Annotated in this window: 19 protein-coding genes; 9 read left to right on the top strand and 10 right to left on the bottom strand. The window is 55.3% G+C overall.

Annotated features, from left to right (window positions below):
• Positions 1-17 precede the first annotated feature (17 nt).
• Positions 18-767: a molybdopterin-synthase adenylyltransferase MoeB gene (locus MIH18_RS07815; protein WP_249014266.1), complete on the top strand. Its 750-nt coding sequence runs from the start codon at positions 18-20 to the stop codon at positions 765-767.
• 33 nt (positions 768-800) lie between these two features.
• On the opposite strand, the gene phrB is transcribed toward MIH18_RS07815, so the two are convergent.
• Positions 801-2,267 carry a deoxyribodipyrimidine photo-lyase gene (gene phrB / locus MIH18_RS07810; protein ID WP_249014265.1) on the bottom strand — a complete coding sequence of 489 codons (1,467 nt, stop codon included), beginning with the start codon at positions 2,265-2,267 and terminating at the stop codon, positions 801-803.
• 166 nt (positions 2,268-2,433) lie between these two features.
• On the opposite strand from phrB, the gene MIH18_RS07805 reads away from it, so the two are divergent.
• The 8 genes from MIH18_RS07805 to MIH18_RS07770 all read left to right on the top strand — a co-directional run bounded on the left by MIH18_RS07805 (position 2,434) and on the right by MIH18_RS07770 (position 13,286).
• Positions 2,434-3,312 carry a hypothetical protein gene (locus MIH18_RS07805; protein ID WP_249014264.1) on the top strand — a complete coding sequence of 293 codons (879 nt, stop codon included), beginning with the start codon at positions 2,434-2,436 and terminating at the stop codon, positions 3,310-3,312.
• Between the two features lie 120 nt (positions 3,313-3,432).
• Positions 3,433-4,320: a mechanosensitive ion channel family protein gene (locus MIH18_RS07800; RefSeq protein ID WP_249007791.1), complete on the top strand. Its 888-nt coding sequence runs from the start codon at positions 3,433-3,435 to the stop codon at positions 4,318-4,320.
• Entirely contained in the window at positions 4,301-4,843 is a 543-nt protein-coding gene (locus MIH18_RS07795) for an ATP-dependent zinc protease (RefSeq protein WP_249007792.1), read from the top strand. The genes MIH18_RS07800 and MIH18_RS07795 overlap by 20 nt, the downstream gene beginning before the upstream one ends.
• Positions 4,840-5,745, top strand: a complete 906-nt coding sequence (rimK, locus tag MIH18_RS07790; RefSeq protein ID WP_007348862.1) for a 30S ribosomal protein S6--L-glutamate ligase — start codon at positions 4,840-4,842, stop codon at positions 5,743-5,745. Before MIH18_RS07795 ends, rimK begins: the two co-directional genes overlap by 4 nt.
• 3 nt (positions 5,746-5,748) lie before the next feature.
• On the top strand, positions 5,749-6,816 hold the full coding sequence (locus MIH18_RS07785) for a succinylglutamate desuccinylase/aspartoacylase family protein (RefSeq protein ID WP_249014263.1): 1,068 nt from the start codon (positions 5,749-5,751) through the stop codon (positions 6,814-6,816).
• A 178-nt stretch (positions 6,817-6,994) separates the two neighbouring features.
• Positions 6,995-8,866, top strand: a complete 1,872-nt coding sequence (locus MIH18_RS07780; RefSeq protein ID WP_249007794.1) for a DUF1302 domain-containing protein — start codon at positions 6,995-6,997, stop codon at positions 8,864-8,866.
• A 33-nt stretch (positions 8,867-8,899) separates the two neighbouring features.
• Positions 8,900-10,261 (top strand): DUF1329 domain-containing protein, encoded by a 1,362-nt coding sequence (locus MIH18_RS07775; protein ID WP_249014262.1) that lies wholly within the window; start codon positions 8,900-8,902, stop codon positions 10,259-10,261.
• Between the two features lie 193 nt (positions 10,262-10,454).
• The gene (locus MIH18_RS07770) at positions 10,455-13,286 is read left to right on the top strand and encodes a LuxR C-terminal-related transcriptional regulator (protein WP_249014261.1); all 2,832 of its coding nucleotides are present in this window, start codon (positions 10,455-10,457) and stop codon (positions 13,284-13,286) included.
• A 410-nt stretch (positions 13,287-13,696) separates the two neighbouring features.
• Here MIH18_RS07770 and MIH18_RS07765 read toward each other — a convergent pair whose 3' ends face one another.
• From MIH18_RS07765 to MIH18_RS07725, 9 genes are all read right to left on the bottom strand, one after another.
• Positions 13,697-13,957 (bottom strand): hypothetical protein, encoded by a 261-nt coding sequence (locus tag MIH18_RS07765; protein WP_249014260.1) that lies wholly within the window; start codon positions 13,955-13,957, stop codon positions 13,697-13,699.
• 71 nt (positions 13,958-14,028) lie between these two features.
• A complete protein-coding gene (locus MIH18_RS07760) occupies positions 14,029-14,958 on the bottom strand; it encodes a glucosaminidase domain-containing protein (RefSeq protein WP_249014259.1) in 930 nt (309 codons plus the stop codon).
• Positions 14,959-15,096: 138 nt separating this feature from the next.
• A complete protein-coding gene (locus MIH18_RS07755; protein WP_249014258.1) occupies positions 15,097-15,657 on the bottom strand; it encodes a YfaZ family outer membrane protein in 561 nt (186 codons plus the stop codon).
• Between the two features lie 208 nt (positions 15,658-15,865).
• A complete protein-coding gene (gene yacG / locus MIH18_RS07750) occupies positions 15,866-16,063 on the bottom strand; it encodes a DNA gyrase inhibitor YacG (RefSeq protein WP_249007800.1) in 198 nt (65 codons plus the stop codon).
• 76 nt (positions 16,064-16,139) lie between these two features.
• Complete coding sequence (gene tsaA / locus MIH18_RS07745; protein ID WP_249014257.1) at positions 16,140-16,895, bottom strand: tRNA (N6-threonylcarbamoyladenosine(37)-N6)-methyltransferase TrmO; 756 nt, start codon at positions 16,893-16,895, stop codon at positions 16,140-16,142.
• 5 nt (positions 16,896-16,900) lie between these two features.
• On the bottom strand, positions 16,901-18,010 hold the full coding sequence (locus MIH18_RS07740) for a hypothetical protein (RefSeq protein ID WP_249014256.1): 1,110 nt from the start codon (positions 18,008-18,010) through the stop codon (positions 16,901-16,903).
• The gene (gene coaE / locus MIH18_RS07735; RefSeq protein ID WP_249007803.1) at positions 17,982-18,590 is read right to left on the bottom strand and encodes a dephospho-CoA kinase; all 609 of its coding nucleotides are present in this window, start codon (positions 18,588-18,590) and stop codon (positions 17,982-17,984) included. The genes MIH18_RS07740 and coaE overlap by 29 nt, the downstream gene beginning before the upstream one ends.
• Before the next feature lie 56 nt (positions 18,591-18,646).
• Positions 18,647-19,522, bottom strand: a complete 876-nt coding sequence (locus MIH18_RS07730) for an A24 family peptidase (protein WP_249014255.1) — start codon at positions 19,520-19,522, stop codon at positions 18,647-18,649.
• A 3-nt stretch (positions 19,523-19,525) separates the two neighbouring features.
• The gene (locus MIH18_RS07725) at positions 19,526-20,743 is read right to left on the bottom strand and encodes a type II secretion system F family protein (protein WP_249014254.1); all 1,218 of its coding nucleotides are present in this window, start codon (positions 20,741-20,743) and stop codon (positions 19,526-19,528) included.

Raw genomic sequence — 20,743 nt, 5'->3', positions numbered from 1 at the left:
TGTCAACGGAGCCCATCATGCTAACTGACGACGAGCTGTTACGTTACAGCCGCCAGATTCTAATGCCGAATTTTGACATTGCCGGCCAGCAGGCGCTGAAATCCGCGCGCGTATTGATAGTTGGCTCCGGCGGCCTGGGCTGCCCCGTGGCGCTTTATCTTGGCGCAGCCGGAGTAGGACACCTGACCCTGGTAGACGACGACCATATTGAAGTAGCCAACTTGCAGCGCCAAATCGCCTTTGAAACTGCCCAGCTGGGTGAGTCCAAAGCCGAGCGGCTGGCCGATCGCATTCGCGGTATAAACCCATTAATAACGGTAGACGTGATTCGCCAGCGGCTGGACGGCGAAGATTTTGACGCGCCCGTGGCCCGAGCAAGCCTGGTGCTGGATTGCTGTGACAACTTCAACACCCGCTTTGCCCTGAACCGAGCCTGCGTGAAAGCCGGCGTACCGCTGGTGTCTGGTGCGGCCATTCGTGGCGAAGGTCAGATCAGCGTGTACGACAGCCGTCAGCCACAATCCCCTTGCTACCACTGCCTGTATTCTGAACAAGGTAATGAAGACCTGACTTGCTCCGAAGCCGGTGTAATCGCCCCGCTGGTTGGCATGGTCGGCGCTGCCCAAGCGATGGAAGCGATAAAAGTTATCAGCGGCGTGGGCAAAACCCTGGTCGGCCGCCTATTGATTGTTGACGCCTGGCGCATGGAATGGCGCGAAATGAAGCTGGCCAAAGACCCCGCTTGCCCGGTGTGCAGTAACAAATAGGGGACAGACTTCAAGTCTGTCCCCGGTTCCAATTCAGTCCCTCAGCGCCTGAAACCGCGCTATCGCCTCTTTCCGGCTTTCTTTCAAATCCACAATCGGCCTGGGATACCCCCCAGGTATTACCCCGCCTTTACCGGGGTTATGAACCCGCTTGCTGTCCAGCTTCGCCAATTCTGGCACCCAGTGGCGGATAAACTCGCCGTCTGAGTCAAATCGCTCACCTTGAGTCATAGGGTTGAATACCCGGAAGTAGGGTGATGCATCGGTGCCGGTAGACGCGCTCCACTGCCAGCCACCGTTGTTCGACGCCAGATAGCCATCCGCTAGTTTTGACATGAAATAGGCCTCGCCCCTACGCCAGTCAATAAAAAGATTCTTGGTCAAAAACATCGCGGCCACCATCCGCAGCCGGTTGTGCATCCAGCCGGTGGCATTAAGCTGGCGCATGGCGGCGTCTATCATCGGTATGCCTGTTCTACCATTTTTCCAAGCCTCAAAATGCTCGTCGGCCGTATTCCAGTGTAGAGCCTCGGTTTCGGGCTTGAACGCCCGGTGCATGCTCACCCGCGGGCAGTGGTAAAGAATGTGAATATAAAAGTCGCGCCAGGCCAGTTCGGTCACCCAGGTAAAAAAACCTTCCTCGGCGTTGGCCGCCTTGCCAAAAGAGCCGCCCATGGACTGTTTTAGTTGCCATGCTGCCTGCACACACTGGCGTCCAGACAGCGCGCCTATGGCCAGGTAAGGCGACAACTTGCTGGTGCCATCAATTGCAGGAAAGTCGCGGTCTTTTTTGTAATCACCCGCCCGCTCTTGCAAAAAATCCTGCAACGCATCGTGAGCGGCGTTTTCGCCCGTGGCTACCAGCGCCGGCGGCGCCTCGCCAAACAGCTTGTCTACTTCTTTTTTTAGAATCACGCTGCTGCTGTTTTTAACGTCGGCGCCTGTTATCGCTTCGCCCACTTTCTTCGGCACTGCTAACAAAGCCGGTTGCTGCTCTTCCTGCCAGCTGCGCCAGCGCCGGGAAAACGGCGTGAACACCGAATAGGGCTCGCTTTGTTGGGTCAGTACTTCGCCCACCGGCACGGCGGCCTGGTCGCGGTACTTGCTGGCTTTAACGCCAAGCGCGTCCAGCCGCGGCTTCAGAGCCTTGTCGCGGCGGCGCTCGTTCACGCCGTATTCTTCGTTAAAATGAACCTGGCTAATCTTGTGCTCGCGGCAAAAAATTTCCAGCGCGCCCAGTGATTGCTCAAAGTCTGTGGCGCGCAAAAAACTCAGGGCAATGCCCAGCTTGGCCAGTTCTTGGGCCAGCGCATCGGCGTGGTCTAGCATCAGGCTCACCTTGGCCGCCGACCAGTCGTGGCTGAGCCACTGCTCCGTTGTGATTATAAAGCAGGCTGCAACCAGCTCGCCGGATGATTGCGCAGCGCTCTGGCAGGCGGCGGCCAGGGCCGGATTGTCGGCGGCTCTAAGGTCGTTACGGAACCAGACCAGCTGAGTCATGATGTCTCCTGAGTATGGGTAAAAGGGGTTAAGCAGAGCGAACCATACGGGTAATTACACGCCGCACAGCCAATAAAATCACGCGCTTATCTATTCGCTGCTATTGTGGTATTGGATTATAGTGAGCGCAACATGGCGACTAACAAAACAGGAAGATAACCGGCGTATGAAACAGCCCGCAGAGCGCTCTCTAAAGCACTCTCCACAGCATTCTCCACAGCATTCTCTAGCTGCTGACCAGCGCTGGAAATCCAGCAACGATGACGGCTTGTGGGCCAGCCCGTACACCCTGAAATCTGGCGAAACCCAGCACCATAGCTTGGGCCACTCGCAAATCTGGGTGACCTTGCTGGACATGGAATGGCAAATACGTTCCCAGCAGGAGGAACAGCAGCAGGTGCCTAAAGACTGGAAACTGGTGACCGGCCACTCGCTGCCATCGTCAGACATTCCGGTGCAGCGTTTCATCCGTAACGGCGATGCTGAAATGGTGACCTATGTTCCCGCCATGGCGGACCGCCCAACGGTTATTCGGCCTTACCAACCACTCACCATAGCCGCCGATGGGCAGTGCGTTATCTATGTTGGCACCGCCCTGTGGATGAACGTGTGCATTGGCCCCAAACAGGTGTTGGTGGCAAGCATACCGCTGTCGGAGCCGTCGTTGACATGGGTCGGTAGCAACACCATGGAAGGCGAGCTGTGTTATTCCGCCCAAAGCTACGCCCGCCTGGCGTTAGACGCGGTGCCCAAACGCCCCTGGCGCGCTGTTACCCCCGTTAACATCCATAACCGGCGACCGCAGCCTTTGTTCGTAGAGCGCTTCAACCTGCCTACCCAGCTTCTATCGATTCACCGCAATCATCTTGGCCAGCTTTGGACGCCCGGGGTGAATGTGGAAGTAGACACCGACGTGACAGCCGCCAGTATGCGGGTAGACCCATCGCCCCCGGCGGCTGCCGGCCCCTGCGAGCCTCTGGGCCCGGCCCGGGAGCAAGTCAGCCGCGGGCGTTTTGTGCGCACTCTGGACCGGATATTCGGTTGATCTTTTATTTTGCTGACCTTCAATTTGGCATGATCTTTTATCTAATTGACCTTCTATTTGGTTAGCCTTCCATTTGAGTGGCATTTTATTTAGTTAGTTCAGACCAGGAGAAAACGTACCGTGTTAGAACAACTAAAACACATGGCTGCTAGCGTGATTGATGGCATTGCCTGGGGCCAATGGTTCAGTTCGCTGTTCCTGTTTGGCTTAGGCCTGCTATTGGCTACGTTTGCCGCCCGCAGTGTCGGGCGCTTTATGGCCAAACGTGCCTCTCGCCATCACACGGTGATGCTAAAGCGCCTGGTGTTTTACGTGATTGTGGTGATTTTCGCGGTGGCCGCTCTGCGTGAGGCGGGCTTTTCGCTGGATGTGGTGCTGGGGGCAGCCGGTATTTTAACCGTAGCCATCGGTTTTGCCTCGCAAACATCGGCCTCCAACATGATCAGCGGTTTGTTTTTGCTGGTGGAAAAGCCGTTTGAAATTGGCGACGTAATTGAGGCCGACGCCACCATTGGCGAGGTGGTCAGTATTGATATGCTGAGTGTAAAGCTGCGCACCCCAGACAACCTGTATGTACGCATTCCCAATGAAACCCTGATCAAAACCAAGGTGGTTAACCGCTTCCGCTTTCCCATTCGCCGGCTCGACCTGACGGTCGGCATTGCTTACGCTGAAGACGTAGAACGGGTAGAAAAACTGCTGTTGGCGCTGGCGGAAAAACACCCAACCTGCCTGAAAGAGCCCAACCCATTTGTGTTGGTGACCGGGTTTGGCCAGTCGTCGGTAGACGTTCAGTTTTCATTCTGGGTACCTAGAGAAAAACTGGCGGCCAGTCGCAGCAGTATGATGATTGCGGTTAAAAAAATGCTCGACCGGGAAAAAATTGAAATCCCGTTTCCCCATACCAGCATTTACGCCGGTAGCCACTCAGAACCTTTCCGTGTGCAGCTGATGGCGCCGCAAAATTTGCCAGACAAGGAACAGCCAGATGTCCACAAAGACAGCTGAAGACATAACAACAAATAAAGGCTCCACAACATCTGAAGGCTTAACACCAGCTAAAGGCTCCAAAACAGCCGAACAATCTACAGCAGTGCGCCTGGGTTGGCGCGAGTGGGTGGCTCTCCCCGATTTGGGCATTAGCCTGATTAAAGCCAAGGTAGACACCGGTGCGCGTACATCGTGCCTGCATACTTTCCGCACCGAGCCCTACACTGAAAACGGCGAGCGCCGGGTGAAGTTCTGGGTGCACCCAACACAGAATGACCTGCAAGAGGTGATTGAGTGCGACGCGCGGGTGCTGGATGAACGCAACGTGTCCGACTCCGGCGGCCACAAAGAATTGCGGCTGGTGGTTGAAGCCACCCTAGTGGTGGGCGACCAAAGCTGGCCCATAGAAATGACACTGACCAATCGGGACTCCATGCGTTTTCGTATGTTGATTGGCCGTACCGCCATGGCGGGCCGGGCCACCGTTTTCCCGGAAGCATCTTATCTGGCCGGGCAACCGGCATTGAGGAACGAATCATGAAAATTGCCGTGCTATCCCGTAACCGCAAATTGTATTCCACCCGCCGGCTGGTGGAGGAAGGAGTCAACCGCGGCCACGAGGTGCGGGTAATTGACTGCCTGCACTGCTCCATGAACATCACCTCGGCAAATCCTGCGATTCATTATCACCAACAAGTGCTGGAAGATTTTGATGTGGTTATTCCGCGTATTGGTGCGTCAGTCACCTTTTACGGCACCGCGGTATTGCGTCAGTTTGAAATGATGGGCACCTTTCCAGTCAACGAATCGGTTGCCATTACCCGCTCCCGCGACAAACTGCGCTCGCTGCAGCTGTTAGCCCGCAAAGGCGTTGGCATGCCAGTTACCGGTTTCGCCAACAAGCCCGATAGCGTTCCTGATCTGCTAAAAATGGTGGGCGGCGCCCCGGTGGTTATCAAATTGCTGCAAGGTACCCAAGGCATTGGCGTGGTGCTGGCGGAAACACGCACCGCTGCGGAAAGCGTTATTGAAGCGTTTATGGGCCTGAAAGCCGACATACTGGTGCAGGAATTCATCAAGGAAGCCGGCGGCGCCGACATTCGCTGTTTTGTAATAGGCGACAAAGTCATCGCCGCCATGAAGCGCCAGGGTGCTGACGGCGAATTCCGTTCCAATTTACACCGCGGCGGTACCGCCTCGCTGATTCGGATTACGCCGGAAGAGCGCCGCACCGCCATTACCGCGGCCAAGGCCATGGGCCTGAACGTGGCCGGTGTAGATCTTCTGCGTTCGTCCCGCGGGCCGCTGGTGATGGAAGTAAACTCCTCGCCAGGGCTTGAGGGCATTGAAAATGCCACAGGCAAAAACGTCGCCGGTTTGATCATGAGTTGGATTGAAAAAAATCAGGCCCCCAGCCGCACAAAAACCCGAGGCAGAGGATAACCGATGGCACGAGCTCCCTTTGAAATCGCCGGCATTCAGGTTCAACCGGGCACCCGTAAAACCATAGAAGTTCAGGTGGCCAAACTGTACACCCACACTCCGCTGCACATTCCGGTGGAAATCGTCCACGGCCGCCGTGACGGCCCGGTGCTGATGGTGTGTGGCGCCATTCACGGCGATGAAATCAACGGCGTGGAAATTGTGCGCCGGGTACTCACCAACACTGCGCTGCGCACATTGCGCGGTACCTTAGTAGCCGTGCCCATTGTTAACATCTTCGGCTTTGTGCAGCGCACCCGCTACCTGCCAGATCGCCGTGACTTAAACCGCTGTTTTCCCGGCAGCGAAAGCGGGTCTCTGGGCGGGCGTATTGCGTATCTGCTACGCACCCAGATTATGGAACATGTTACCCACATTATTGACCTGCACACCGGCGCCATACATCGCTTTAACCTGCCACAAATTCGCGCCGAACTGAAAACCCCTGAAACCGCCCGCATGGCGGAAGCTTTCGCTGCGCCAGTGATTATAGACGCCGGCCTGCGCGAGGGCAGCCTGCGCGCCTACGCCGATTCACAAAATATTCCAGTGATTACCTATGAGGGCGGCGAAGCCCTGCGCTTTGACGAAGTGGTCATCGCCAGCGGTGTTAAAGGCGTGATGCGGGTAATGCGGGAACTGGAAATGACGCCCGCTAAAAAGAGCGTAAAACCGCCGCGCAAACGCTCCGAAATTGCGGCCAGCTCCCAGTGGGTAAGAGCCGATACAGACGGCATAATGCGCCCGGTGGCCAAGCTTGGACAAAAGATTATTAAAGGTCAGAAACTGGCTATGGTTGCTGATCCTTTTGGAGCCTCGGAAACCGCCATCATTTCCCCCTGTTCCGGAATTGTGATTTGTGTGAATAACCTGCCGCTGGTGAACGAAGGCGAGGCGATTTATCACATTGCCCGTTTTGACGAGCTTGGCGAAGCCGAAAAAGCCATGGACTATTTCCGCGACAGCATGGAATCGGAAGTCAGCGAAGCGGTATTGCCGGTTCACCCCTGGGATGAACTGCAAAAACAGTAATGTCGCGGACTGCTGGCGGGTTGACTATAGTCAGATCAGGCAAACCCACGCTTAACCAGTGGGGATGAAAGTGAAAATCATACTTTTGACTGATAAGAACCGGAGAAGGCGTTGGTATAGTGTGATTCTGGTAGTTCTATCACAGCAAGAACACAATAATAAATGGAGTAGTCTCCCAATGATAAAAAACCAACACGCGCCGCGTATCTGGAAACGACTGCCGCTGGCGATTGCCATCGCGGCCGGCTTTTCCAGTTATGCCTCAGCTTATTCTTTTGATTCCGAGAAACTGGGCGGTGTAGAAGCTCAGTTCAATACCACACTCACAGCCGGCGCTACTTGGCGTACCGAGAGCCGTGACAAGGGTTTGGTAGGGCAGGGCAACGGCGGAACAGCTTCTTCGACCAACTACGACAACGGCAACCTGAACTTCGACAAGGGCGATACGGTTTCCAAACTTGTCAAAGGCAACAGCGAACTTTTCCTCAGTTACGATATAGGCAGCAGTGTGCTCACCCGCGTAGGTGCGCTGGTACGTGGCCGCTACTGGTACGATTTTGAACTGAAAGACGAAAACCGTCAGCATGTGCCACTAAGCTCGGATGGCAGAGACAACGCCTCCGGCGGTGAAATTCTAGACGCGTACGTGTTTACGGACTGGTATCTGGGCAACGTGCCGGTCAGCGCGCGCTACGGCAATCAGGTGGTCAGTTGGGGTGAGAGCACCTTTATTCCAGGTGGTATCAACACCATCAACCCTATTGATGTAAACGCTTTCCGTGCGCCAGGTGCCGAATTGAAAGATGCTCTGCTACCGGTAGAAATGTTCTACATTTCTGCGGGTATCACCGAAAACGTCACTATTGAAGGTTTTGTTCAGACCGACTGGGAGAAAACTCGTATTGATGACTGTGGCACCTTCTTCTCCACGGTGGATTTTGTGGCGGATGGTTGTGGGCCAATCAATCCGGTTGGCAGTCTCAGCGATGCCCAGAGTGCACAATTCGCCAGGGCCGGAGTTGTCATTCCCCGATTGGCGGATCGCGAACCGGATACTAAAGATCAGTTTGGCGTGGCATTGCGCTGGTATGTGCCAGCCCTGAACGATTCTGAAATTGGCCTTTATTACATCAAGTACAACAGCCGATTGCCGTATATTAGCGGTGTTGTTAACAGCAGTCCTGGCGGAAGTGGTAGCAGTCCGTCGTCACCAAACTTCCCTGATTTTCCTGATTACTTTATTGAGTATCCGGAAAATATTGACCTGTTTGGCATTAGTATCAACACGACCATACCGGGTGGCTGGTCGTTAGGCGCCGAGTACAGCTTCCGCAAAGACCTGCCTCTACAGTGGAATGCCTTTGAGCTAATCACTGCTGGTCTGCAAACTGGAACCAGCCTGCTGGAGCAGCGTCGCCGCGAGGAACTGGGGTTGGTTGGTGGCTCGATCGACGGGCTTGTCGCTTCTGGTAACGACCGTTACGACGTGTCCCAGGCCCAATTTACTTTGATTAAATTCTTTGACCAGGTCATGGGCGCCAGCCGCTTGTCGCTGATTGGCGAAGCCGGTGCCAACTGGGTCCACGACCTGCCAGGGTTTGACGAAGGCCGCTTCGGGCGCTCAGGCACTTACGGTATCGGTCCCACCTTAGTGGATACACCCTTTGGCCAGCTAGACCTGTGCGGTTCGGATGCAGTCCTTATAGGGCGTACGCCGTTGAACTCCAACACTGCCTACTGCGAAAACGAAGGCTTCACGACTGACTTCTCTTGGGGCTACCGCACCCGCCTGGTATGGGACTACCTGAACGCATTCTCTGGCGTGAATCTATACCCGCGCTTGGCCTGGAGCCACGATGTGAAAGGCTACGCCCCGCAACCTGGTGGCGCGTTTAACGAAGGTAACAAGTCTGTTGGCTTTGGCTTAGAGGCGGTGTATCAGAACAAGATCAGTGCTGATGTCAGCTACACCAACTACTTCGGCGGCAAACCTTATAACGAATTCAGAGACCGCGACTTCATCAGCGCGAGCGTTTCCTACTCGTTCTAATCCGGCTCTTATTCGTTTAGCGAGGTACTATTTATGAAATTGAACAAGAAACTACTGACCACCGGGATTCTTGCGGCATCGCTGTTCAGCATGAATGCTTTTGCCGCGGTGTCAGGCAGCGAGGCAGCCAAGCTGGGCGATACGCTGACCCTGATGGGCGCAGAGCAAGCTGGCAACGGCGGCGCTATTCCAGCTTTTGAGGGTGGCTTGACCACCCCACCGGCCGGCTACAAGAACGATGGCATCTACGTGAATCCGTTCCCGTCAGATGTGCCAGAATTCACCATCGACCGAAGCAACGTAGACCAGTACCGCGATAATTTGTCACCGGGCCAGGTGGCGATGATCGAAAAGTACGACGACTTCGTGATACCGGTGTACCAAACCCGCCGCACCATGGCGTACCCGCAAGCCGTGCAGGAGCAAACCCGCGCCAATGCCACCACGGTGGCATTGAAGGAAGGTGGTTCCGGGCTGGAAAATTACCAGGCCGGCACCCCCTTCCCAATGCCACAAAGTGGCGTGGAAGCATACTGGAACCACATCACCCGTTATCGCGGCGGCTCGGTGCTGCGTAACATTGGCCAGGTAACACCCACAGAAAGCGGCGATTTCAGCGTGGTGCGGTTTCAGGAAGAGCTGACCTACCGCACCTTCCTGGAAGACGCTAACCAAAACCCCGATCCCAACGTGCTGTTTTACTTCAAACAGGCCATTGTAGGGCCGGCTCGGCTGGCGGGTAATGTGCTGCTGGTGCACGAAACCATTGACCAGATTGCCGAACCCCGTCGCGCGTGGATTTACAACGCTGGCCAGCGTCGTGTTCGCCGTGCGCCTCAGGTAGCGTATGACGGCCCGGGCACCGCGGCCGACGGCATGCGTACCTCAGATAACCTGGACATGATGAACGGCGCCCCAGACCGCTACAACTGGGAGCTGGTGGGCAAGAAAGAAATGTACATTCCGTACAATTCCTACAAGCTGCTCGATCGTGACCTCAAGTACACCGATATCGTGCGGCCTGGCCATATCAACCAGGACCTGGCCCGTTATGAACTGCACCGGGTATGGCATGTGCGCGCTACTTTGAAGGAAGGCGAACGCCACATCTATGCCAAGCGCGACATCTACATTGACGAAGATTCCTGGCAGGCAGCGGTGATTGACCAGTACGACGGCCGCGGTGAGTTGTGGCGGGTGTCAGAAGCCCACGCTCTGCAGTTCTACGATCGCGATGTGCCCTGGTATGCCATTGAAACCATCTCTGATGTGCTTTCTGGCCGCTATCTGGTGTTGGGCCTGACGAACGAAGAAGCCAACCCGTACGAGTTTGGTATTCAACGGCAGTCCCGTGACTACACTCCGGCCGCGCTACGCAGGTCTGGTGTGCGCTAGTTCTTAAGACAGTAGATTGTAAAAAGTACTTTTTAAATCGAGAGTACTATTTTGAATAGAAAGTGCTTCTTTGAATAGAAAGCGCTTTTTTGAATCGAAAGTATCTGGAAATGAAATGGCGGGCCTTGGTGCCCGCCATTTTTATGCTAATCTCCGCTGTACCTTAATCGCGGTAGCTAAGCCGTCGATTATAATGCCACTTTTGGAATTTGCCGGTCAGCGCAGGGCTTTTGTTCGCCAAGCGCCGGTATCGACGGGGCAGTGCGTGAAACAAGTTGAACAGGGTAAGGCAGCAAACGACGAATTCCAGACCGCTAACAGCGCGCTTCAGCGTGGCGAGCGGGTACGTGAGCTCCTGCAGCAGCGGGTAAAACTGCCATTTGATGAAAAACATCTGCAAGGTTTGCTGGTTCGGCCGGAGTTAAATCAGGCGCTGATGGCCAACGTGGTGCCCGCCGGATTGCTGAACATTCACGGCCCTTGCGGCTATGGCAAATCGGCCGCCGCTACGCAGGCGTTGTTGGCGTCTGATTTCTCCCCCGCTCATATTCGCTGGTTAACCCTGAACGCTCAAGATAACGCCCCCGAGCGTTTTTTAATGCTTCTAGCGGTAGCGCTGAATCAGCCTGAACCTGCACACAGTGGAGCATTTGCCGACGGCTTACAGTGGTTGCTGGCGGCCATAGAGCGGCCCGACTCGGCCAAGCTTCTGCCTCAAGTGCTGGTGCTAGATAATCTGGATGCAATCAGCAACCCGGCGGCCTTGGCATTGTTACAACAACTGGTGGATAACCTGCCGGCACAATTGCGCATGCTGGGCATATCCCGCGGCCCGTTAGCCATCAGCACCCATTCCCTGGAGCTGCAAAACCGTTTTACCAGCCTCGGCCCGGATAGACTCGAATTCAGTCGCAGCGAAGTGTTTGAGTTTTTTGCCAGCGAACTGCAGCAACAACAGTTGACCACCGTTTCGGTAGACAATCTTTACAGTCTCACCGAAGGCTGGCCAACACCCTTGGGTCTTTATCGCGGTGAGCTGCGCAGTGGCCGCGAGCGCAAAGCCCTGCAAGACACCGCAAGTGTTCAGAGGTTTCTGGCGGATGCCGTTTTGGGCCACTACACAAACGCGCAGTTGTTGGCGTTACGGGCGCTGGCCGAGCTTGACGTGTTTTCTGACGAGTTATTCACTGCGCTGGCGGATACCACGACTGAGTTAGCCTCAGCACCGTTACAAACAGCGCCCTCGCAGATAACGCCTACAGCGATAACACTTGCACAAATAGTACCCTCACAGGCGGTTGAGCGCGGTTTGCCCGCAAAGCTGATGGCCGGCCGTGGCCGCTGGTATCGGCTGAATTCACTGCTGCTGGATTGGTTGCAAACTCCGGCGTTGAACGGCAGCGCTCAGCGAATGTTGCGGGTAAGTGAGTGGTTCGCCCAGCGTCGGCAGTACTCCGAAGGTTTGAAATACGCTCTGTTGTCCGCAGACGTGGCGCAGATTCGGCGCATGGCAGCGGAAGGCTCCGAAGCTCTGCTGCTGGGGCAAGATACTGCATCGCTATTACGCCTGCGGCGTAGCTTGCCGGCAACGGTGCTGGCCGCCAATCCGCGGCTGCGGTTGGTTTTTGGCTGGGTACACGCCATTGGCGGGCAATGTCGCCAGGCAACCGAGCTGGTTGAACAACTGGGCGAGGTGGAAACACATGATATTCCGCTTGGGCGAATTCAGGCCTTACAGGCGTTTATCGCTCGCGGCCAAGGCCAGGTAGAACCGGCCCTTGTGCTGGCCGAAGCCGCCCTGGAAGATTCGGAGTTATCCGTTCAGGGCCAGCTGGTTACTCAACTGGTGCGATCCAGCGCCTTGTGTGCCCTCGGCCGTTTCGCTGATGCCCGGCAGGCCAGCCGCGAAGCCGCGCGCCTGGCGCGACAGGCTGGCGACACCGGCTCCGAAGCCCTGGCGGTTTACGCCCATGCCCGCATTGAACTGAGCAAAGGCGAACTTCGCCATACCGAACATCTGCTGCGCAGCAGTCTGGACACGGCCATGCAAGAGTTGGCGCGGCCGGCGCGGGTAGGAGAAATCCGGCTACAGCTGAATCTCGCGCTGGTGCTATGGCACCAGGGTAGATATCCGGATGTAGATCGTGTTTTGGCCGTGTGCACCCGCCAGGCCGAACAAACCCGGGATCTGGGCCTGTTAATGGCCATGTGTTTACGGGTATTCATTTGTCGCAGCCAGAGCCATTTTGACGAAGCCTTTGCCTGGATTGCCCGCGCCGAACGCACCATGCAGTCATGGCAGGTCGACGGTGACCTTTACGTGCCGGTACTGGAAGCACTGAAAGCATCGTGCTGGCTGGCACAGCGCCAGACAGACAGAGCGGCCCAGGCGCTGGCCAAAATATTGCCTTATCGCCAAGCGGGCTATTCACCGGAACTCTTCCCCACCATGCCGGGGCTGATGGATTGCCTGCAAGTGCGCATTGCCATGGCCCGCGGGGAATATGGCGCGGCCAGAACCCAGCTGAATGGCCTGCGTGCCGGCTATCGCGATGCTATTCCCATGGGCGTAGACATGCACATGAACCTGCTAGACGCCGTGCTGCTTGCCCTGGAAAAAAGCCCGGCTCAAGCCGTCAAACGCCTGGTCAGTATTGTTGAGTTGGCGGCCAAAGAGCATTTCATTAGCCCGTTTAACGAGCTCAAACAAGAACTTGAGCCGCTTCTGCGGCAAACGTTTGAGCAGCTTCCAACCGGTGTTTTTACTGATGCCCTGGCAAAGCTGTTCGGCATCAAGGCTGCGACGAGGGTGATTGTGCCCCTGGCCGAGCCCATCAGCGAACGGGAAAAAGGCGTGCTGGAGTGCATTGCCCGCGGCCTGTCGAATCAGGAAGTCGCAGACAAACTGCACATTTCACTGCACACCGTTAAAACCCACGCCCGCCGAATAAACGCCAAGCTGGGTGTGAAATCCCGAACCCAAGCCATTGTCCGGGCCCGCGAATTGGGCGTACTCGAGACCTGAAACCCCGAACCGCACAGGGGGTCAGCGCCTTCATAGGCGCGGTGATAAAAGAGTACCGCCGCAAACATCACGAACTTTCTCATCATTTGAGCCCCCTGTTTGGATAGATAGCTCGCACGTCACCGGGTGCGGGTTTGAATGGGGAAAGTGGCCCTGCAATCGCGTAATGGGCTGAGTAGTGAATGTAGCGTTGGCGAAGCAGGGCTTCCTCTGCAGCAGACAGTCGCAGTGGTTGGCCTTCGTTGATGTGATGGGTTCCACGGCATTCAATGGTACACCCGCATCTTTCGCCAGCCGGTACATTTGCCGCAGAGCCACCCGAGAGTATTCGGCCTGTACGCGCCGGTCCAGCCAGAGTTGGAACTGCAGTTCGACTTCGCCTTCTTTCAGTCGACGCCGGTAGGCTTCTTCTATGGTAAGTGTGCCGCGCAGGTTATTTGGCCCCAACCAACTTGGTCAATCATCTGCCTGCGTTCCATCAGTACCATTGTGTACTCATAGCTGTCTCTGGGGTGGTGGCCGAGAAACCTACGGGGCAGGGCCGCCTGAATGTGTTCGTGGAAGTTATGAGGGTAGCCACCGCCAATATCGGAGTGGGCACCGGGCAGTACCCACTCGCCAAGATGTTCCGGCAGGCGACCATGAGGTTGCTCATGATGTATTCCTTCCATGGATGATAACCAGTTTTAATCCGAAAACTGGCTTGCTTTACGTTAACATTGCTTCTGGTTACCGGCGGTTTCTAGCGCGGCATCAGCTCATTAATATTGCGGGCGCTGGCCAGTTGTTGCAAGTGGGCCGGGGTGCGATCCTTCAAAATCTCAGCAAATGCCTGATCGTACACGGCCAGATTGTTATGGCGGATCATTGCCGTTATCTCGCCGACGTACTCTTCTCCGCGCTCGGAGTAAAGTTCGAGCCCTGCGGCCAGCTCCCTGCCAGACAGCGGCTCCTGTTGTTTGCGATCGGTCAGGCGAATATCCCGCAATGGCTGGTAGGCAGGGTGGCGGTTCAAATTCTGGATATAGGCCCGTACCGAACGATAGGGCGAAGAGAATTTGGCCACCTCGTGGCTGGCGCCCGATACCCGGCTAAGCGGAACCAAGCCGCAGCCAGCGGTGAAACACCATTGGCCGAAAAGATTGTTACCATCCACCGCAAAGCGCGACGTTCCCCAAGCGGACTCATTAGCCGCCTGGGCCATAATCAGCGATGGCGGTATTACGTCCAGGCGTCTTTTCAGCTTGGCAATCTGGGCCCTGCCCGCCGGCGCGAGATCTACCCGCAGGCGCTTGGCTTCGTTTTTCAGCCATTGTTTTTCTTTGCCGGTAAACTGGGACTTTGCAGCCAAAGCGTCTAGGTACTCGCGTTCCAACAAAATGCGGCTGTTGGCCAGCACAATGCGCGGGAACAGAAAATCAAAAAAAGCGGCTTTTTTTTCGTCAGTATCTGCGTAACCAGAAAAATCTGGCAAGGGCGCATTGGCCCAGCGGGGCAGCGCCGGTAGCGTGGCAAACGGAAATTCTTCGCCGGCGTTGTCACGGCTGCTGAGTGCGCTCGGTGACGGTTTATAAAATGCTCCAAACAAAGCACCGGCAATCAAAAATAGAATGAACGCCAGAGCATGACGCTTCTTGGCAGCGGGGGAAGGTGCGCCTGTGTTGACTGACATATCACCTCTGGGCTTTACAATAACCTTACGGGTTATTGTGATTAAATGATCAAAATAGCAGCAGATCAGCCAATATACAAAAATCCCCGGACCGCAGTACGCGGGCCGGGGATTCCTTCAGGCTCGGCAGCAAATTGATCAGAAGTACAATTTCATACCGGCCATAAGGCCTTCATCCAGGTTCAGATCGCCGCGGCCATCCAAATCTGTGTTCAGGTAGCGATAACCGCCAAACAGCTCTGCGTTACGAATCACACGGTAACTAACGCGGGCTTCAAGGCTGGTCATGTCATCGGAGTCGCCAAACGCCAGAATACTGGGTGCATAGTGCAGGCCGCCAGTGACAGACAAGCCCGGTACATTGGGAATATTCACCGTTGCATAGCCACCCAGCGCCAAAGCGCCGCCGTCTACCCGGTCATCGTCCCAACCGATCAAGCGCATACCAAGGCCTGCGGTGGTAGGCAGATTGCCAAGGGCTGTGCGGCCTTGGGCGTGAAAATCCACGTTGCCGATGTGGCGGCTGCCTTCGTGGTAGGTATAGCCTGCGCCCAACTGCATGTCGTCGCGGCTGTCAAAGAAGTTCATCTGTGCCTTTGCGGAATCTGTGGTCAAGCTCAGGTCAACGTCGCTGGCCAGCGCAGGTGCTGCGCCCGTAGCAAGTGACAGGGCCATCAGGGAAATACGAGAGGCTTTCATAATGCTACCTTTTTGGTGATGAAAGAGTGATGAGCGGGTCATGAACGAAAGTGTAAGCTGCCGGCAATGGCGGAAGGCTCTTAAAGCGATGATAAAGCGCACGACGGTAACCCACAACTTAAAAGCCCGTAACCGCCGGGTATGAACGGTTTGCACAATCCACACTGTTTTTTTGCATATGGTTTGAAAACGGCTACAAACAGTACGCTCAGTGCCGGGTGTCGTCTTCCAACTGGTCCAGTTGATCCAGGTCTTCGGAGCTTACATTCTGTGCCGGTACTCCGTATTCCTCATTGGCCCAAGCGCCCAGGTCAATCAACTTGCAGCGGTGCGAACAGAATGGGCGATCCGGATTGGCATCGGTCCATTCCACGGTTTTACGGCAGGTGGGGCAGTCAACGTTCATAGCAACCTTTCTAATCTTTGGTGAAGTGAAAAATCTATCCAAGCACTTATGAAATAACAAACCAAGCGAAAATATTTTAACAAACCGTCAGCACTTCCACACGGCTGCCGGTTTCGTCGGTTACAAATCGAAAACGCACATTAACATTGTACAAATGCGCACCGTAAATTCGCTCTTCTTCACGGCCACGACGAAACGACGGGCGCGGATCGTAACTCACCACATCCTCAATCAGCGCGGCAAAATCCGGATATTTCTGTAAAGAATTCTCTGTACAAAGCTCGCCCAGCTGCTGCTGTGCCTCGGGTAAAAATACCACCGGCAAACGCTCCACCGGCGCCTCTTCGGCCCAACCCAGGTGCGCGCCGCTTATCGCGTCTGCAAATGGCAGATACGGTTTGATGTCCAGAATCGGCGTGCCTTCGATCAAATCGTGATCACTGATTTGTAACACCAGCTTGCCTTGCTTGCGCACCAGCCCGCGGTTACGCACTGCCGAAAGCCCCAGGCTGTTGGGGCGAAACGGCGAACGGCTGGCAAACACCCCAATCTTGCGGTTGCCTCCCAAACGGGGTGGCCGCACCACAGGCCGCCACTCGGCTCGCACCGCCTGATGAAACTGAAACGTCAGCCATAAATGGCTGGCGCTCTCCAAACCGCGAAAAGCATCCTCACGGTCAAACGGCGGCTGAATCAATAAGTCCGCGTGGGCATGGCGGGTTAAGCCCGGCTGCCGCGGCACGCCAAACTTGTCAGCAAAGCAGGAGCGAGTGATGGCAATCGGAGTCAGAGTCAGTGCTTCAGTGGCATCTTTCGCGTTATGGCGAGGCATAAGTGCTAGTTGCGCCGAACAATGTTGCCAGAAAAATACATTTCCAATCGCAAAATCAGTGAGCTGTCGTCTTTAAACGAATTATCCCGCGCAAACTGCAGCGCGGGAATAATCTCTCCGAACAGCCAGTCGCCGTACATACGGTAGCGCCAAGTCACGTCGGCAAAGACTTCGGTGGTGCGCCAGCCGGGCTGGCTTTCACCTAGCACGCCAACCCGGGGCGTAAGCACGGCACGGTTATTTAATCGCTTGCTAACGCTAAACACCTGGGCCGCCACAAATTCCCTGTCGTTGTGCACCCACTCAAGCTCAGACGAGTTTATAAACTCCCAGCCCTTACCTAAATCGTGCCGCGCCTCGAACCAGCTGCGCGAACCCCAACCGTTTTGATGGTAATAATAAAAACGCTGTTGAGCCAGCAAGCCCCAGTCGCCAGATGGCCACCAATTCTTGCGCACGGTGGCACGCCAGAATGCATCGGGGGGCAAGTGTAGGCGCGCGCCAAAATCATTGGAGAAATTAATCGAGTCACCCACTTGGCCCAAAAACCGGAGAGCGCCCGTGGTGCCGGTTGAAGAGCGTTCCGGTTCCGTAAGCTGCCGGTCGCGCTGCCGCTCTGCTAGCGGAATCAGCTCTTCGCTTTCGCTTTCGATCACCAGTCTCAGCTTTTTGCGGGCGGTGGGTATATCAACCCGGAAGCGCGCCTCTGGTTCAAAATCCAATACTGCTCCGGCACGGGTTTCGGTGGCAAAGCTTAGCCGCAAATAACTTTCGTTCAGCGGCAGGCTATGACGTTCTCCAGACAGGGTTCGGTCCGCCCATTGCCCCAAATGTTCCACACGCTCACCTTGAGTGCGCTCCTGCAACAGCACCCAGTTACTGAAGGTCATCCAATAGGAATCTTCCGGTTCGGCCCAATATTCCTCTGGCGCAAAGTCGTAAAAGTTGCTGGGTAACGACTGCGGGGCAAGGTGCTGTGGAATAGATCGCTGGTAGAACTGTATTGAAGGTTCGAGTGCATAGGCTGAGGGCGCTGTAAGCACTGCAGCAATAGTAAAGAAACCGGCGCCAAATATCTGACGCCGGTTAATGGCCAAATTCCACCAGCAGCGCATTGTGGGCGTCTCGCACTTGTTGGCGCACGTTGTCTTTGGTGCCGCCGTTATCAATAATCAGGTCGGCCTTATCAAGCCGCTGCTGGCGCGGAATCTGTGCGGCAATAATGCGTTCAACCTGGTCTCTGGGGTTGTTGTCCCGAGCCATGGTGCGCTGTATTTGCACGCTCTCTGGGCTGTCTATAACAATCACCCGCTCGGTAATGGTGTGCTGAATCGTTTCAAATAACAGCGGCGACACCAGCAGTACGTAGGGCAAGTCGTAATCGTCGGGCTTTAGCTGGCGTTCCAGTTCGGTGTGAATAATGGGGTGTATCAATTCTTCCAGCCACCTGCGCTCTTCGGCGTCGTCAAACACCAGCTTGCGCAAGGCTGCGCGATTCAGCGCCCCACCAGACATCAAAATGTCGTGACCAAAGTGCTCGGCAATCAGCTCCAGCGCTCGGGTGCCGGGTTCTACCACCTGGCGGGCGACATCGTCTGCGTCTACCCAATGCACGCCAAGGGCGCCAAAGAGGCTGGCAATCACTGATTTTCCTGATCCAATACCACCGGTCAGCCCCACAATTTTGGGTGCCATACGCGCGCCTACTCCTTATTTAGCCAAGTTCATATAACCAAATTTATAAACCAAGCCTATACACTAAGAAAACCGAACCACACACCCACAATTTCATCACCAAACCACAAACACATCAAGCCAGCCGTGGCCAAATAAGGCCCAAATGGAATGGGCACCTCTCGGCCCTGCTGTTTGAACACCATCAAGGCTATACCAACGGCTGCGCCTACAACAGAGGATAACAGAATAACCGCTGGCAATAACGTCCAACCCAGCCACGCGCCTAACGCTGCCAGCAGCTTGAAATCGCCGTAGCCCATGCCTTCCTTGCCGGTAACCAGCTTGAACAGCCAGTAAACCGACCAGAGTGCCAGGTAACCGACTACGGCGCCCCAGAATGCCTCATTAAAAGGCACCAGTTGGCCAAAGTAATTCACAATCAGCCCTAACCAAAGCAGGGGCAGAGTGATGGAGTCTGGCAGCAGTTGAGTATCAAAATCAATCATCGTCAGCGCCACCAGCGCCCACACCAACAATAGCGCCCAAAGCGCCGCAGGCGTTGGCCCCAGAAGATACACGGTGAGCACCGAGAACACCGCTGTCGCTAACTCGATAATCGGGTAGCGCGCTGAAATCGGTTCGCTGCAACGGGCGCACTTGCCTTTCAACAGCAGGTAACTAATGACCGGTATATTCTGCCAGGCGCGAATGCCGTGGCCGCAGTGGGGGCAGGTAGAGGCTGGCTTTGACAGGCTTAGCACCTTCGCCGGCTCCCGCTTGGCCTCTGGCACTTCCAGCAGCTCTTCACATTGGCAGCGCCACTCCTGCTGCATCATTGCCGGCAGGCGAAAAATAACCACGTTCAGAAAACTGCCAATGCACAAAGATAGAAAAGCAACCGTGCTGTACAGCAGCCAGGGTGTGTCCAAAAAGATGCTAAAACTCATCATGAATTAAACAACCTGGCCCATTTGGAAGATCGGTAGATACATGGCGATAATCAGGCCGCCCACCAGAATGCCCAGTACAACCATAATCATCGGCTCCATCAGCGCAGTCAGGTTGTCGACCATGTCATCCACTACTGCTTCGTAGTGCTCGGCCACTTTTTCCAGCATTTCGTCCAGGTTACCAGATTCCTCGCCAATGGCTGTTAGCTGAACCGCCATCACCGGAAACACGTTCTGCGCCCGCATAGAGGCTTGCAGTTGGGTACCGCTGGACACGTCATTGCGGATACGCATAACGGCATCGCGATATACCGCATTGCCCGTAGCGCCCGCAACGGATTCAAGGGCGTCTACAAGGGGAACACCGGCTGCAAAGGTTGTTGATAACACCCGGCCAAACTTGGCAACCGCAGATTTGTCCAAGATTTCACCCATAATGGGTACTTTTAAAATGTACTTATCAACAATGTCCGAGAATTTCTGTGACCGCAGTTTCGACTCTTTGAATAAAACAATGGCACCGATAATTCCCAGCATCACCACGAACCACCAAGTCTGCATCCATTCCGACAGGCGCACCACCATTTGAGTGAACACCGGCAGCTCTGCACCAAACCCGTTGAAAAGTTGTTCAAACTGCGGAACTACTTTTACGAGCAGAATTGCGGTGACAATAATAGCGACCACTACAACGGCGATAGGATAGGTCATCGCTTTTTTGACTTTTTTCTTCAGAATTTCTGTTTTTTCCATGTAGGTGGCAATACGGTCGAGCATCTTCTCGAGCGCACCGGCTTTTTCGCCGGAATCCACCAAGTTGCAGTACAGGTCGTCAAATTGACGGGGGTGTTTACGCAACGATCCGGCGAAACTGTTACCAGAGGCAATGTCATTCCGAACCGACATCACCAGTTCCTGTAGGCCTCTGTTTTCCAGGCCATCGGCCACGATATCAAAGCTTTGCACCAGGGGCACACCGGCTTTCATCATGGTGGCCAGTTGTCGGGTGAGCATGGCAATGTCAAAAGGCGTAATTTTTTTGCTGCCGCCGAACAAGGGTTTGGATTTCTTTTTCACCTTGTCTGGAACTATGCCCTGCTTGCGCAACTGGGCCTTGGCCAAAGCCAGGCTAACGCCAGGCATTTCACCCTTGGCTTTGTTGCCCCGGCGATCTTTGCCTTCCCAAACGTAAGATTCCAGTTTCTTCGCTTTCTGAGCCAT

Origin of the sequence: Marinobacter sp. M3C (genome assembly GCF_023311895.1) — a bacterium.
In the GTDB taxonomy this organism is placed as follows: domain Bacteria; phylum Pseudomonadota; class Gammaproteobacteria; order Pseudomonadales; family Oleiphilaceae; genus Marinobacter.
Note: the sequence above shows the minus strand (reverse complement) of the source record. Positions and strands in the feature narration are given on the sequence as shown.

Bases quoted from the DNA above. Each gene is read 5' to 3' on its own strand.
- MIH18_RS07805 (WP_249014264.1), top strand. From the start codon at position 2,434: ATGAAACAGCCCGCAGAGCGCTCTCTAAAGCACTCTCCACAGCATTCT.
- coaE (WP_249007803.1), bottom strand. From the start codon at position 18,590: ATGGCACCCAAAATTGTGGGGCTGACCGGTGGTATTGGATCAGGAAAA.
- rimK (WP_007348862.1), top strand. From the start codon at position 4,840: ATGAAAATTGCCGTGCTATCCCGTAACCGCAAATTGTATTCCACCCGC.
- MIH18_RS07780 (WP_249007794.1), top strand. From the start codon at position 6,995: ATGATAAAAAACCAACACGCGCCGCGTATCTGGAAACGACTGCCGCTG.
- MIH18_RS07785 (WP_249014263.1), top strand. From the start codon at position 5,749: ATGGCACGAGCTCCCTTTGAAATCGCCGGCATTCAGGTTCAACCGGGC.
- phrB (WP_249014265.1), bottom strand. From the start codon at position 2,267: ATGACTCAGCTGGTCTGGTTCCGTAACGACCTTAGAGCCGCCGACAAT.
- MIH18_RS07815 (WP_249014266.1), top strand. From the start codon at position 18: ATGCTAACTGACGACGAGCTGTTACGTTACAGCCGCCAGATTCTAATG.
- MIH18_RS07740 (WP_249014256.1), bottom strand. From the start codon at position 18,010: ATGCGCTGCTGGTGGAATTTGGCCATTAACCGGCGTCAGATATTTGGC.
- MIH18_RS07760 (WP_249014259.1), bottom strand. From the start codon at position 14,958: ATGTCAGTCAACACAGGCGCACCTTCCCCCGCTGCCAAGAAGCGTCAT.
- MIH18_RS07770 (WP_249014261.1), top strand. From the start codon at position 10,455: ATGCCACTTTTGGAATTTGCCGGTCAGCGCAGGGCTTTTGTTCGCCAA.
- MIH18_RS07795 (WP_249007792.1), top strand. From the start codon at position 4,301: ATGTCCACAAAGACAGCTGAAGACATAACAACAAATAAAGGCTCCACA.
- tsaA (WP_249014257.1), bottom strand. From the start codon at position 16,895: ATGCCTCGCCATAACGCGAAAGATGCCACTGAAGCACTGACTCTGACT.
- MIH18_RS07730 (WP_249014255.1), bottom strand. From the start codon at position 19,522: ATGATGAGTTTTAGCATCTTTTTGGACACACCCTGGCTGCTGTACAGC.
- MIH18_RS07765 (WP_249014260.1), bottom strand. From the start codon at position 13,957: ATGGAAGGAATACATCATGAGCAACCTCATGGTCGCCTGCCGGAACAT.
- yacG (WP_249007800.1), bottom strand. From the start codon at position 16,063: ATGAACGTTGACTGCCCCACCTGCCGTAAAACCGTGGAATGGACCGAT.
- MIH18_RS07775 (WP_249014262.1), top strand. From the start codon at position 8,900: ATGAAATTGAACAAGAAACTACTGACCACCGGGATTCTTGCGGCATCG.
- MIH18_RS07725 (WP_249014254.1), bottom strand. From the start codon at position 20,743: ATGGCTCAGAAAGCGAAGAAACTGGAATCTTACGTTTGGGAAGGCAAA.
- MIH18_RS07755 (WP_249014258.1), bottom strand. From the start codon at position 15,657: ATGAAAGCCTCTCGTATTTCCCTGATGGCCCTGTCACTTGCTACGGGC.